The 15,172-nt window shown below is 39.0% G+C and carries 10 protein-coding genes; 4 read left to right on the forward strand and 6 right to left on the reverse strand.

Annotated features, from left to right (window positions below; all coding sequences use genetic code 11):
* Position 1: 1 nt before the first annotated feature.
* Complete coding sequence (locus HT687_RS08555; RefSeq protein ID WP_054388027.1) at positions 2-2,710, forward strand: ABC transporter permease; 2,709 nt, start codon at positions 2-4, stop codon at positions 2,708-2,710.
* 198 nt (positions 2,711-2,908) lie between these two features.
* Here HT687_RS08555 and tpx read toward each other — a convergent pair whose 3' ends face one another.
* The 6 genes from tpx to HT687_RS08585 form a co-directional block, all read right to left on the reverse strand.
* A complete protein-coding gene (tpx, locus tag HT687_RS08560) occupies positions 2,909-3,400 on the reverse strand; it encodes a thiol peroxidase (RefSeq protein WP_172924161.1) in 492 nt (163 codons plus the stop codon).
* A 120-nt stretch (positions 3,401-3,520) separates the two neighbouring features.
* Positions 3,521-4,450 carry a metal ABC transporter substrate-binding lipoprotein/adhesin PsaA gene (gene psaA / locus HT687_RS08565; protein ID WP_000733071.1) on the reverse strand — a complete coding sequence of 310 codons (930 nt, stop codon included), beginning with the start codon at positions 4,448-4,450 and terminating at the stop codon, positions 3,521-3,523.
* 34 nt (positions 4,451-4,484) lie between these two features.
* Positions 4,485-5,333, reverse strand: coding sequence for a metal ABC transporter permease (locus HT687_RS08570; RefSeq protein ID WP_000559786.1), 849 nt, complete (start codon positions 5,331-5,333; stop codon positions 4,485-4,487).
* Complete coding sequence (locus HT687_RS08575; RefSeq protein ID WP_000619143.1) at positions 5,330-6,052, reverse strand: metal ABC transporter ATP-binding protein; 723 nt, start codon at positions 6,050-6,052, stop codon at positions 5,330-5,332. The genes HT687_RS08570 and HT687_RS08575 overlap by 4 nt, the downstream gene beginning before the upstream one ends.
* A 478-nt stretch (positions 6,053-6,530) precedes the next feature.
* Positions 6,531-7,724, reverse strand: coding sequence for an MFS transporter (locus HT687_RS08580; RefSeq protein WP_001081491.1), 1,194 nt, complete (start codon positions 7,722-7,724; stop codon positions 6,531-6,533).
* A gap of 325 nt (positions 7,725-8,049) precedes the next feature.
* A complete protein-coding gene (locus tag HT687_RS08585) occupies positions 8,050-8,832 on the reverse strand; it encodes a ThiF family adenylyltransferase (protein WP_230531986.1) in 783 nt (260 codons plus the stop codon).
* A 370-nt stretch (positions 8,833-9,202) separates the two neighbouring features.
* On the opposite strand from HT687_RS08585, the gene pepO reads away from it, so the two are divergent.
* From pepO to HT687_RS08600, 3 genes are all read left to right on the forward strand, one after another.
* The gene (gene pepO / locus HT687_RS08590; RefSeq protein WP_172924162.1) at positions 9,203-11,095 is read left to right on the forward strand and encodes an endopeptidase PepO; all 1,893 of its coding nucleotides are present in this window, start codon (positions 9,203-9,205) and stop codon (positions 11,093-11,095) included.
* Positions 11,096-11,277: 182 nt separating this feature from the next.
* Positions 11,278-11,901 (forward strand): recombinase family protein, encoded by a 624-nt coding sequence (locus tag HT687_RS08595; RefSeq protein WP_172924163.1) that lies wholly within the window; start codon positions 11,278-11,280, stop codon positions 11,899-11,901.
* Positions 11,902-12,328: 427 nt separating this feature from the next.
* Positions 12,329-15,079 (forward strand): LPXTG cell wall anchor domain-containing protein, encoded by a 2,751-nt coding sequence (locus HT687_RS08600; RefSeq protein ID WP_172924164.1) that lies wholly within the window; start codon positions 12,329-12,331, stop codon positions 15,077-15,079.
* The last annotated feature ends 93 nt before the right edge of the window (positions 15,080-15,172 follow it).

The following is a 15,172-nucleotide window of genomic DNA, read 5'->3' on the forward strand; positions in this document are numbered from 1 at the left end:
CATGATCAAGCGAAAAACCTATTGGAAGGACTTGATTCAGTCCTTCACAGGCTCCAAGGGACGTTTTTTATCCATCTTGACCTTGATGATGTTGGGTTCTTTAGCCCTAGTAGGCCTCAAAGTGACTAGCCCCAACATGGAGGCGACAGCTAATGCTTATTTAACAACTGCTCAAACCTTGGATTTGGCAGTTATGTCTAATTATGGTTTGGATCAAACAGATCAAGAAGAACTAGAACAGATAGAGGGCGCAGAGGTCGAGTTTGGCTATTTGACAGATGTGGCTATGGATAATGGGCAGGATGCCATTCGGCTGTATTCCAAACCAGAGCGAATTTCAACCTTTCAGCTAAGAGAAGGACGACTTCCTCAGTCAGACAAGGAAATCGCTTTGGCCAGTCATCTGCAGAGTCAATATAGTGTGGGCCAGGAGATTAGTTTTAAAGAAAAAGAAGAGGGTCATTCCTCTTTAAAAGACCATACTTATACCATTACTGGTTTTGTGGATTCAGCTGAAATCCTCTCCCAGCGAGATATGGGCTACGCAGGAAGTGGAAGTGGGACTCTGACAGCCTATGGGGTGATTTTACCTAGTCAGTTTGATCAGAAAGTCTACAATATAGCTCGTTTGAAATATCAAGATTTAGCAGGTTTAAATGCTTTTTCAGCAGCTTATGAAGAGAAATCCAAGCAACATCAGGAAGAGCTTGAACAAGCTTTGTCAGATAATGGCAAGGCACGTCTGCAAGTGTTGAAAAAAGAAGGGCAAGAGTCTCTCGATAAGGGGCAAGAGACCCTTGACAAGGCTGAGACTAATTTGCAGGAAGGCAAGCGTCGTTTAGCAGCTACTCAAGCTCGTATACAGGCTCAAGAAAGTCAACTAGCCTTGCTTCCTCAAGCCCAGAGAGAGCAGGCCAGTGCTCAACTTACCCAAGCCAAGCAGGAATTGAGCAAGGAAGAGGATAGGCTAAAGCAGGCTGAACAAAATCTAGACCAAGAAAAGGAAAAATTAGAAAAACATCAGCAAGTCTTGGATGATTTGGTGGAGCCAAGGTATCAGGTCTATAATCGTCAGACCATGCCAGGTGGTCAGGGCTATCTCATGTATAGCAATGCTTCATCCAGTATTCGAGCAGTGGGCAATATCTTTCCTGTGGTGCTTTATGCCGTAGCAGCCATGGTGACCTTTACGACCATGACTCGCTTTGTGGATGAAGAGCGAACTCATGCAGGGATTTTTAAGGCCTTGGGCTATCGTAGTAAGGATATTATCGCCAAGTTTCTTCTCTACGGTCTAGTAGCTGGGACTGTCGGAACGGCTCTAGGTAGTATACTTGGCCATTATTTACTAGCCAGTGTGATTTCAAGTGTCATTACAAAAGGAATGGTGGTGGGAGAAACCCAGATTCAGTTCTATTGGACCTATAGCTTACTGGCTCTTGTCTTGAGCTGGTTGGCTAGTGTTCTACCAGCCTACTTGGTAGCTCGTAGGGAACTTCATGATGAAGCAGCCCAGCTTTTACTGCCTAAACCTCCTGTCAAAGGAGCTAAAATCTTACTGGAGCGCATCGGTTTTATTTGGCGTCGTCTCAGTTTTACCCATAAGGTAACAGCTCGCAATATCTTTCGTTATAAGCAACGGATGTTGATGACAATCTTTGGTGTGGCAGGTTCTGTAGCTCTGCTCTTTGCAGGTTTGGGAATCCAATCCTCTGTAGCAGGAGTTCCGTCTAGACAGTTTCAACAAATCCAACAGTATCAGATGATTGTCTCTGAAAATCCTAGTGCGACCAATCAGGACAAGGCAGAGTTAGAAGAAGTGTTGAAAGGGCAGGATATTCAAGACTACCAGAAAATTTATTCTAAGACGCTAGACAAGGATTTCAAAGGTAAGGCAGGTCTTCAAACAATTACCCTTATGATGACTGATAAGGAAGATTTGACTCCCTTTATTTATCTGCAAAATCATCAGCAGGAGCTGACATTAAAAACTGGGGTCGTTATCACGGATAAACTCTCCCAGCTGGCAGGTGTCAAGGTTGGGCAGACTTTAGAAATTGAAGGTAAGGAGCTAAAGGTCGCTGCCATTGCTGAGAACTACGTTGGTCATTTTATTTATATGAGTCAGGCTAGCTATGAGCAAATTTACGGACAGCTACCCCAAGCCAACACTTATTTGGTCTCGTTAAGAGATACCAGTGCTACTAGTATCGAAAGACAGGCAGGCTTACTTATGAATCAAGCTGCGGTGTCCAGTGTTGTCCAAAATGCTTCAGCCATTCGCCTCTTTGACTCCGTCGCTAGCTCACTCAATCAGACCATGACCATCTTGGTCATCGTGTCGGTTCTGTTGGCTATTGTTATCCTCTACAATTTGACCAATATCAACGTAGCTGAAAGAATCCGTGAACTCTCCACTATCAAGGTTCTCGGTTTTCATAATAATGAAGTCACTCTCTACATTTACCGTGAGACGATTGTGCTGTCCCTTGTTGGAATCGTCCTTGGTCTGGTATCTGGTTTCTATTTACACCAATTTTTGATTCAAATGATTTCACCAGCGACTATTCTCTTTTATCCACAGGTAGGCTGGGAAGTCTATGTAATCTCAGTGGCAGCAGTAAGTATCATTTTGACCTTGCTTGGTTTCTTTGTTAATCATCATTTGAGAAAGGTTGATATGTTAGAAGCCTTGAAATCTGTAGAGTAATACTCAATGAAAATCAAAGAGCAAACTAGGAAGCTAGTCGTAGGTTGCTCAAAGCACCGCTTTGAGGTTGCAGATAAAGCTGACGTGGTTTGAAGAGATTTTCGAAGAGTATAAGGTGGTTGTTTTTAGCTGATTGAACTTCTATTTACTAATATTCAAAAATCCTCTGTCACAAANNTTTGTGACAGAGGATTTTTTCTATAGGGCTTTAGTAGCTGCAATTGCGGCTTCGAAGTTTGGTTCAGAGTTGATATTGTCCACGTATTCAACATAGCGAATCGTATTGTCAGTATCGAGGACAAAGACTGCGCGTGCCAATAGGTGCCACTCATTGATTAAGAGAGCATAATCACGTCCAAAGGAATGGTCGAAATAGTCTGAGAGCATGATGGCGTTTTCAATACCTTCAGCCCCGCACCAACGTTTTTGGGCAAAAGGGAGGTCCATGGAAACAGTCAAGACAACCGTATTATCCAGTCCAGTCAGTTCTTCATTAAAGCGACGCGTTTGAGTTGAGCAGATACCTGTATCGATAGAAGGCACGACACTCAAGACTTTTTTCTTTCCATCAAAATCAGCCAGAGATTTTTTAGAAAGGTCTGTTGTAGTGAGAGAAAAATCAAGCGCCTTGTCGCCGACTTGTAGTTGTTTACCTGTAAAGCTCACAGGATTTCCGAGAAAAGTTACCATAGGATACTCCAATCTTTTTTCTTCCATTTTAGCTGAAACGGTCAGAATTTTCCAATGATTTGACCGAAAATGTGGGCATAGAAAAAACGCCAGCTCATTGTACTGACGTTTTTCAGAGGCTTATTTTGCCAATCCTTCAGCAATCTTATCAAGGTTGTATTTCATCATGCTGTAGTAGCTGTCGCCTTCTTTACCTTCTTCTGCGATAGAGTCAGTAAAGATTTGTGCGTAGATTGGGATGTTTGTGTCTTGAGAAACAGTTTTCATTGGACGGTCATCCACACTAGATTCTACAAAGAGTGATGGAACTTTTGTTTGGCGAAGTTTTTCAACCAAGGTCTTGATTTGTTCAGGTGTTCCTTCTTCTTCAGTATTGATTTCCCAAATGTAAGCACTTGGGACACCATAGGCTTTAGAGAAGTATTTGAATGCTCCTTCGCTGGTTACAATGAGTTTCTTTTCAGCAGGGATGTTATTAAATTTATCCTTACTTTCTTTATCAAGTTTGTCTAACTTATCAGTATATTCTTTGAGATTTTTTTCATAGAATTCCTTGTTGTTAGGGTCTTTGGCGCTCAATTGTTTAGCGATATTTTTAGCAAAGATAATCCCATTTTCAAGGTTGAGCCAAGCGTGTGGGTCTTCTTTACCTTTTTCATTTTTTCCTTCAAGGTAGATAACTTCAACCCCTTCGCTGACTGCAAAGTAGTCTTTGTTTTCAGTTTTCTTGGCATTTTCTACCAATTTGGTAAACCAGGCATTGCCACCTGTTTCAAGGTTGATACCGTTATAGAAAATGAGGTCTGCCTCAGAAGTTTTCTTAACATCTTCAGGAAGTGGTTCGTATTCGTGTGGGTCTTGCCCAATCGGAACGATACTATGAAGATCAATTTTGTCACCAGCAATATTTTTAGTAATATCAGCGATGATTGAGTTTGTAGCAACAACTTTTAGTTTTTGACCAGAAGCTGCATCTTTTTTTCCGCTAGCACATGCTACAAGAGCAATGACGGAAAGAAAGAGAACGAGTAATGTACCTAATTTTTTCATTAGATCCTCCAATTTATTATTGGGGCTTTGCCCCTTATTTTAACAAATGTTTATTTTTTAGTTTCAAATATCGTTGTTTTGGAGCGATAAAGAAGCTAATGAGAAAGAAACTAGCAGCTGTGAGCACGATACTAGAACCTGCCGCAACATTAAAACTATAACCGATAAAGAGTCCCAAAACTGAAGCAGTAGCTCCAAAGGTTGAGGAAAGGAAAATCATGCTTTTCAGGCTATTAGCATACAGATAAGCAGTTGCAGCTGGGGTAATCAGCATGGCTACAATCAGGATAGTTCCGACACTTTGCATGGCTGTTACAGACACGAGAGTCAAGAGTACCATGAGAAGGTAGTGATAGAAATTGACAGGCATTCCCATGGCTTTAGCCAAGAGTTCATCAAAGGAAGTTATCAAGAGTTGCTTGAAGAAAATCCAGATTAACAAGAGAATGGCTGCCCCAACACCCATGGTAATAAACATATCCGTATCTTGGACGGCCAGGATATTACCAAAAAGGATATGGAAAAGGTCAGTTGAACTTTTAGCGACACTAATCAAGATGATACCGAGGGCTAAGAAAGAAGAAAAGGTAATGCCGATGGCGGTATCGCTTTTGATAATCGAGTTTCCCTTGATGTAGGTAATGATGATGGCAGCTAGCAGTCCAAAGACAATGGCTCCGATAAAGAAGTCAAGGCCCAAGATGAAGGAGAGGGCTACACCTGGTAAGACAGCATGTGAAATGGCATCTCCCATGAGTGACATCCCGCGTAGAATGATGAAACATCCTACAGCTCCAGCTACGACCCCGACGACAATAGCTGTTATCAAGGCATTTTGTAGGAAATGGAATTTTTGCAATCCATCGATAAATTCTGCAATCATAGGTCACCTCCATTGAAAAAGAGTTGATTACCGTAAGCTTCTTTTAGATTGGTTTCGGTAAAAGTTTCTTTTGTTGGACCAAAGGCAATCACTTCTCGATTGACAAGTAAGACTTGATCGAAGTAGTGGGGAATCTTGCTGAGGTCGTGGTGAACGATGAGAACCGTCTTCCCAGCTTTTTTCAAATCTCTCAGCGTATTCATGATGATTTCCTCACTGACAGAGTCAATCCCAGCAAAGGGTTCATCCAAGAGGATATAGTCGGCTTCCTGCACCAAACATCTGGCAATCAAGACCCGCTGGAATTGACCTCCAGACAGTTGACTAATTTGACGTTCAGCGTAGTCAGCTAGGCCGACGATTTCAAGGGCCTCTTGCACTTTCTTCCAATGTTTAGCCTTTAAACTTCGAAAGAGAGGAATAGAGGGAAATAGTCCTAACGAGACGCATTCCTTGACCTTGATGGGAAAGTTGTAGTCGATATTGATTTTTTGTTCGACATAGGCAATTCGGTGTAAGGATTTTTTAACTTCCTTGTCATCGAGAAATGCCTGACCTTGATGTGGGATAATTCCCAGCATCCCTTTTAATAGTGTTGATTTCCCAGCGCCGTTTGGACCAATGATGCCGGTAATTGTTGGTCCATGGAGCACTAGTGAAATATCCTTAAGTGCCAACGTTTCTTTGTAGGAGACACTGAGGTTTTCGATACGTATCATAAACTTATATTCCTCCTGTCTCTTAATATACATTAAAAAAAAAATTAAGTCAAGTTAATTTTTGAAAAAATTAAAATAAGTCATTAAAAAATCTTTACACATCACACAAGGGAATCAATATATAGTGGATTGAATTTGGAATAGTCCACCGAGTTTTTTAAAACATTGTTAGAAATTCAAAGTAAATTATAAAAATGCCTTAGAAGCAGCATTGTACTACTCCAGCTCCAACTCCAACTAACTCTATTTTGCTATATATTTAGTAGGAGGTCTAATAAAACGCATAATCTCAAGGTTTATACACCTGATATTATGCGTTTTTATGATTTTAAAGATTCTTTAATTAGATTTACTATCTGTACTTCAAAAAGTGTTTTAATCTATCCATGGATAACCCCTTAGTTTACCCTTTGATTTTTGTTGAGTATGAGCGATTCTTTGATGAATTATTTTGAATCAGTATATCACACTTTAAACATCAATAGTTTTTACTTTTGGTTAATGGACTAAAGTAACTAAATCCCCCTGCAAGAAATCTTATAGTACCTGCTAATATTAGAATACTTATGATAGTTAAGTTATGTGAAACAAGTATCCCTCCAAGGTATGCTCCTAAGGGGATAGAAGCAAATGAGATCATTCTAGTAATACTAACAACACGTCCCAACATTTCTTTTTTGACAACTTTTTGTCGTAACGTAAAATATGTAATGGCATTGATATTGCCAAACATATTACTCAAACCTAAAAATACTCCCATATATATATAGTTTGTGTTAATTGATAGCAACATAGTAGATAGACCAGCTAGCATTGTACTGATGGAGAGGATTTTTCCATATCTAAACTTTTTAATTAATTCAGGGGCAAGAATAGCACCTAATATAGCTCCTACACCAGCTATTGAGAGTATTAATCCATAGTGAAAGGAGGTATAGCCTAGAACATCTGTAATATAGTAAACTAAGTTGGCCTGAAATATATGAATACCAAAGTTTGTTCCAAAAAAAAGAATAGCTCCACTTAGGATGATTTTATCATTTTTTACATAGTGCAAACCAATAGATATTGTTTTAGAAAGACTCTCTTTTTTAGAGATATTTACTAGTGTATTTTCTGGAGTTTTTATGCAGAGAATTAATAGGCTGGCAATTAAAAAGGTAAGAGCATTGACCCATAAAACTTTAGCTGGATTAATAAGTAATAGAACAGAACCACTAATCATAGGACCAATAAGATTTAATGTATTGTCAATAAGTTGGATTCCTGAATTGGCTTTTGATAGCTGATTGTCTGTTACAATCTGTGGTAACAAGCTTTGAAATGCTGGGTGGACTAATGGCTCTGTAGAGGAGAGCAGGAAGGTTAAAATATAAATTAAGAGTAAGAGTATATTATCATTTTTAAAAGATATTATTAGCAAACTTAGAATGACTAATGAGATTAAATGACATATTGAAATGATATATACTTTTTTGAATTTATCTGCTAATATACCTCCTACTAGAGAAAATAAAATCCATGGTAAAAATGAAATACCGTATAGAGTAGCCATATGAAATGGAGATCCTGTTTTCTCAAATACTAGCAAAGGTAGAGCTAATTTTCTTAGCCAATCACCAAAGTTGGATACAAGAAATGTTAGCCACAATATTTTGTAATTTCTATTCAATAATATTACCTCCACGACAGGTTATACAATTGGGATCTATATGCCAATGCTCGGCTATTTTTGTAGTCATTGTATTCATATCTATAGATTTTAATTGGCCTACAGTAGTTAATTCACCGATACCAGTGATATATTTTGTAACTTCTGAACAAATGATACCAGTTGCTACAGATACTAGAGGAGCTATGGCAGTATTGTCACCAACTAAATTTAAACGAGTTCTTTCTTCAAGGATTAGGTGAGAAATAGGGTGTTCTTTTTGGATAGTATTTCTCCAACAATCTATGCATCCAGATATTTTGGGGATAATAGTATATTGCAGGACTCATTGCGCTTCTAAACCTGCACAAAATAAAGGAATATTCAGCTTTACTATAGCTTCATTTACCCATCTTGCTAGTTTGATTTTAGGTCTATCCGCAACTAGTATTAAGCAGTCGAATCCTCGGAATGATTCAACAACATCTTCAGATGAATTGATTTTCTTTTCCTCAACAGTAAATTTTATTTGAGGATTAAATTCATAGATGCGTTGTTTTGCTATACTTGCTTTACTCTTTCCTATATCATCAAAGTTATATAAAATTTGTCTATTTAAATTAGATATATCAACGACATCAAATTCAACAGCTTTTATTTCTCCTATACCTAAGCCAGCTAAGTCATATATAATGTGAGAGCCTAATCCGCCTAATCCAATAATTCCAATTTTTGAATCAATTAATTTTTTTTGAGAAATATATTTATTTTCACTTAAAGTTGCGTAAGATGAAAAAAAGTTGATGTTTCTGTGATAACGTTCTAATTCATACTTGGATAATATTTTAGAACCAGTAAGATTTAAATCCTCGATAAATCGTTCTTTACTGATTTCATCAATAGCTTCCATTACATCAGATGGTGATAGTTCACTGTAGGTTTCTGAAACTTCTCTTATGATTTTTTCGACGGTATTAATTCCATCCATTTTTTTGAGCATGTATTCAATAGCTCCGCTAGGGTCTTCATATTCTGTAATTTCTCCAACCCCACCTATATAGACCGATCCGTCTTTATATACTACTGGGTAAGCCTTTTTTAGTTTTGGACGAGCTTTTAGTAGATCCATTATATCTCCTTATATCAATTAAAAGAAAAGGTAACTAGAGAAAGTCTAGTTACCAGCCTCGGTGAAGAAAGTATTACTATCCTTCTACTGCGATTCCTGCAATACTTACAGAATGAACACGTTTTTGCTTAAGCATAAAATCTACCTCCTAATATTTAAATTTCAAGTAGCAAAGCTATGAGATAGATAGAATTTTATCATTTTATATATTTTTTGTCAATTCATTTTTCAGACAATTAATTTTTTTGTGAATTTTTAAAAAATTGAAATAATAACTGAAAAATGATAGAAAAGGAAAGTTCATTTTTAATTGCATTCCCTAGTGATTTTTGTTAAGATAAAGACAAATACAAATGAAAGCGAGAACAAGATGACACGTTATCAAGATGATTTTTATGATGCTATCAATGGAGAATGGCAACAGACAGCTGAAATCCCAGCAGATAAGTCTCAAACAGGAGGTTTTGTTGATTTAGACCAGGAAATTGAAGACCTGATGCTGGCGACAACAGACAAGTGGTTGGCAGGAGAAGAGGTGCCTGAGGATGCTATCTTGGCAAACTTTGTCAAATACCACCGCCTAGTTCGTGATTTTGACAAGAGAGAAGCTGACGGTATCACACCTGTCTTACCACTCCTTAAAGAATTCCAAGAATTGGAGACTTTTGCAGATTTCACTGCCAAACTAGCAGAGTTTGAACTTGCAGGAAAACCAAACTTCCTTCCTTTTGGTGTATCGCCAGACTTTATGGATGCTAGAATCAATGTTCTATGGGCTAGCGCTCCAAGCACAATTTTGCCAGATACGACCTACTATGCAGAAGAGCATCCTCAGCGCGAAGAGCTCTTGACTCTTTGGAAAGAAAGCAGCGCAAATCTCCTCAAGGCTTATGATTTCTCTGATGGAGAAATTGAAGACTTGCTAGAGAAAAGACTTGAATTGGATCGCCGAATTGCAGCAGTGGTGCTTTCTAATGAAGAAAGTTCAGAGTATGCTAAACTTTACCATCCATATTCTTATGAAGATTTCAAGAAATTCGCGCCTGCCCTACCTTTGGATGACTTCTTCCAAGCCGTTCTTGGACAAGTACCAGACAAGGTTATTGTAGACGAGGAACGTTTCTGGCAAGCAGCAGACCAATTCTATAGTGAAGAGGCTTGGCCTCTTCTCAAAGCAAACTTAATTTTAAGTGTAGTCAATCTTTCAACCAGTTATTTAACAGAGGATATCCGTGTTTTGTCTGGTGCCTACAGCCGTGCCCTTTCTGGAGTTCCAGAGGCAAAAGATAAGGTCAAAGCAGCTTATCATCTAGCACAGGAACCTTTCAAGCAAGCCCTGGGTCTTTGGTACGCCCGTGAGAAGTTCTCTCCAGAAGCCAAGGCGGATGTGGAGAAAAAAGTGGCAACCATGATTGATGTCTATAAGGAGCGTCTGCTTAAGAATGACTGGCTCACTCCAGAAACCTGTAAACAGGCTATCGTGAAGCTCAATGTGATCAAACCTTATATTGGCTATCCAGAAGAATTGCCTGCACGTTACAAGGATAAGGTGGTGAATGAAACTGCCAGTCTTTTTGAGAATGCTCTAGCCTTTGCGCGTGTGGAAATCAAGCACAGTTGGAGCAAGTGGAACCAACCTGTAGACTACAAAGAATGGGGCATGCCTGCTCATATGGTCAATGCCTACTACAATCCACAGAAGAACCTGATTGTCTTTCCTGCGGCTATTTTACAGGCGCCTTTCTATGACTTGCATCAGTCATCTTCTGCTAACTACGGTGGTATTGGGGCAGTGATTGCCCATGAAATTTCCCACGCCTTTGATACCAACGGAGCTTCCTTTGACGAAAATGGTAGCCTCAAGGATTGGTGGACAGAGAGCGACTATGCTGCCTTCAAGGAGAAAACACAAAAAGTCATTGACCAATTTGATGGACAGGATTCTTATGGAGCAACCATTAACGGTAAATTGACTGTATCAGAAAACGTGGCTGACTTGGGAGGAATCGCAGCAGCGCTTGAAGCAGCTAAGAGAGAAGCAGACTTCTCAGCAGAAGAGTTCTTCTACAACTTCGGTCGCATCTGGCGCATGAAAGGTCGTCCAGAATTTATGAAACTTTTGGCTAGTGTCGATGTGCACGCGCCAGCCAAACTTCGTGTCAATGTACAAGTGCCAAACTTCGATGATTTCTTTACAACCTATGATGTCACAGAAGGTGACGGAATGTGGCGTTCACCAGAAGAGCGCGTGATTATTTGGTAATACAAAGAGACAAGTAAAACTCCTATAATTACACCTTCCCTATCTATGTACACCCTAAAAAGTTAGATAGAATAATCTAGCTTTTGGGGTGTAGTTCATAGGGATTATGAAATTGAAGTCTTTTCTTATTTTAAAATTCATAGTAAAATATCCCTCTGTATCAAGATAACAGGAGGATTTTTATGTCTCAAAAGACTATCAACATAGGCTACGCCCGTGTATCTACTCATAAGCAAGACCTAGGATTGAAAGTGCAAATCGAAGCTCTCAAACATTGCGATAAACTTTTTATAGAAAAGGAATCTGGTGCAAATAACACTCGTCCTGAACTTACAAAAGCCTTAAAACTGGCCTCTGACTTTTCGAAAGATGGCAAGCAGGTTACTTTCACTATCTATAAGTTAGATAGACTGACTCGATCTATGTTTAAGCTACTAGAACTTATTGAACAATTTAATGAATATCATATTCAGCTAGTCAGTTTGCATGAAAAACTAGAAACAGACTCTCTTATTGGCAGGTTACTTTGCGTCATTTTAGGCTTTGTGGCAGAAAATGAGCTGGAAAATCTGAGGTTTCGCACAAAAGAAGGACTTCGAAAAGCTAAGGAAAATGGTGTTAGATTAGGAGCAAAACGGATTTCAAAAGAAAAGGAGGAGCGGATACTTAACAAATATCTACATTCAAATATAAGCATACGTAATATTGCAAAAGCTGAACAAATTTCTACATCAACCCTATATAAAGTGTTAGAACGCAATAAAGTGGCGAACAATTGTCAAAAAAAAACGGAAAATCATTGCTAAAAATAGGGAAAAATGGTAGAATGAAGCTGTAAATTTGTTTCGATTAACGACCGTTTGATGAAACAGTCAAAACAACAATATGAATATTTAAAAAATACGAGTTTAACAGTGTTTTTAACCTGTATTAGACTGGTATTTTTTGTGTATCGTTTAACGGTCGTTACGCGATACACTTAGTTCCCTATCTCTAAAGTAGTTAGCGAGCTTATGGTAACAAAAAATTTAAAAATTATTAAGATATGTAATAGTGTAATAGCTGTATTGTTCAGTTAATGGATAAAGGTTCATTTAAGGCTTCTATCAAGAACATTAAATGTTTAGAGAATGAGTTGGCTCAAAATTTTGCTTTTGTGGTCTTGAAAGGAAGTTGATTTTGTTATTTTATAAGCCTAAAAAGGCAATTTTACATTCCCAAGGAGGAAAAATTATGAATAAACTAACTAAACTAGGTGTCATCACCTTCTCTACTGTTGCTCTTAGCGCTGCCGCATCAACTTTGGTGCGTGCCGAGGAAAACGTTGCGCCACAGCCAAACGCTGCCGCTCAACCTAACGCTACTCAACCAACACCCGCACCAAAACCTAATGGTAGCTGGGTTGATTTCAGTATGCTCGACCCAATCGCTAAACCAAAGCCAAAACCGAACGTAGGAGTTTCGAAACCTGCTGAAAAGCCGGTAGAAGAGCCCGCGCCTGTCGAAAAACCTTCGACCGAGGGCAATATTCTTGCGAACGGAACAGATGAAGCTATCGAACAGGACAAGAAAAATGCTGAGATACAGAAAAAATACAACGTCGATCCAACTAATCAGCTACCCGAGCCAGGTCTACCAATCATAACACCTGAGCCAGAACAACCTATAACAGATTCTAAAGAGATGAAGAAGATGGTAGCAGAGGATTTAGCCTATAAGAAAGGAGCAGCTAAGACTCAAGAAGAGTACAATAAACTGATAGCTGAGGCTAATGAGAAGCTTTGGGCTGCTGACGGAGTTGATATGGATGAACTGATCCATAGACTAATCCCAGAAAAACCTGGAGCCGTGCCAGCATTCTCAGATATAAGCGTTCGAAAATATGAAATCCAAGCAGATTTCTTAGATGCTGATCTTGTCCAAAAACATGGATACACTACTGAATCAAGAATTGATAGTCCAAAACAAGCAGAAGTTAGCTCTACATGGAATGTACATGACAAAGATAGTGCAGATGGAATAATAACAGCAGCAAGAATTCCCGGCTACACTTTTAGCCACGTTGTAAAATCAACCACAGACCATCCAGATATCAACCCAGATCCAAAAGTTGTTAGAGTTAGTTATGATGCAGCCTATGCTTTGCGTGGTTCTGGTTACAAAAATGGTAAAGGAGATAATCTTTTCCGCTACTATTTTATTTACACTAAAAATAAACCAGTAGAAGAAAAACCAACTCCTAAAGATCCGCAACCAGTGGAAACGGAAAAACCTGCTGTAACTCCGAAACCAGCGGAAACAGTTAAGCCAACTGAGCAACCGAAACCAGTTGAGAACAAGCCGGTTGAAAATAAACCTGCTGAAACACCCGTTCCGGCTACAAAACCAGCAGAAACCCCTCAACCAGAGGTTAAACCTGCAGAACAACCACAACCTGCTAAACCAGTGGAACCAGCCGAAAATACTGGATTGCCAAAGATTCCTTATCGCAACGACCAGCCAAAACGTTGGTTTAATAATGGAACAGGTCGTCCTACTCTAACAACAAACGACCTTGCTGCTCCCCTTCCTACTGAAAATGTAGAAAAAACATCTTACGGTTGGTGGACAGCTGAACCAGACCTGCTTCATGCAGGCTCTCATATAAAAGTAAATACTTTTAATTCGAATTTCAATAATCCGATGTTCGAAAACGGTAAAGAGATAAAATTTAAAGGTAGCGGATTTGGAGATATGGACAGTAGGTTTAAACCTGCTCTTGTTCGAGTAAAAGTTCCAGAGTTGGAAGGAATGAACTACGAAGCTTATACAATCTTCTATGAAGTTCCTAATAAAAATGGAAATCCAACTTACGGAACAAATCGAACTCTCCAAGGTGGTGGCATCTCTTTAACTATCAAATCAAAAGAGAAGAAAGAAGATATTCAGGTTTATACATTAACTAAGGATAGAAAACTGGAAGAACTCTATTATCCAGGATTCCCAAGTGAAGAAACAAATCGCTATGATGAGAAAACTAAAACTCATTCATACAATCTATTTGGTGAAACCTACGATACTTACGTTTTCTTGTTTAAGAACCCTGCTGAAAAACCAGCTGAGCAAGTAAAACCTGAAGTTAAGCCAAGTGAACAACCTAAGCCAGACAAGCAACCAAGTGTTCCTACTGTTCCAGTTGATCAACCACAACCTGCTAAGCCAGTGAAACCAACTGAGAAGCCAAGTGAGAAACCTGTAGTTCCTGACACACCAAAACCAGTTGCACCAGCTGTTCCAGATCAACCACAACCTGCTAAGCCAGAGAAACCAACTGAACAACCTGTGAATCCAGTTGCTCCAATAACACCGACAACTCCCGTAACGCCTACGCTTAATCCAGCCATCTCAAACAATACTCGTGTTCTTTCGAACAAAGCTGGAAGCGTTCAAGTGCATGGTTCAGAAGCAACACTCAAAAATGTCAGCTATATCAAGGTAGAAGAAACCAAGCCGACTTCACTTGAATCAAAAGACTACAAGGCCTTTGACATTCATCTGTATGACGCGAATGGTAAAGCTATCCAGCCAAATGGCATGGTTCTAGTAAGTCTTTCTGCCGATAAGCCAGTTGAAAATGTTTACTATGTTGCTCCAGATGGTACTTTACAGGCATTGAAGTTCAAACAAGATACAGATAAGGTTACTTTTGAAACCAATCACTTTAGTATCTATGCTATGACTTTCAAAGTTGCCGCAAGCCGTGATAACGGAGGTAGTACAACTCCTGTTCCAGTTGTAAATAGTAGTAATACTGAACAAAAAGGAAATGACGCAAGTAGTACAAAAACTCAAGCTGAGTCGTTAGCAACTAAGACTGAAACTATTTCGAAACAAGTAGCTAAGACTTTGCCAAATACTGGAGAAAATCACTCAATTCTCGCTACCCTATTTGGAATGTTAACTCTAACTGCTGGATTATTTAGCTTTCGTAAGGAGTCAGAATAACTCCAATTCATAGTTTATCTATCAATTATTTTAGACTGTGAAAAAATCAATTTGAGGAGATGATTTAGAAAATCTTTTCATGATAAAACGCAT

Source organism: Streptococcus sp. 1449 (genome assembly GCF_013276805.1).
GTDB classification, from domain to species: domain Bacteria; phylum Bacillota; class Bacilli; order Lactobacillales; family Streptococcaceae; genus Streptococcus; species Streptococcus pseudopneumoniae.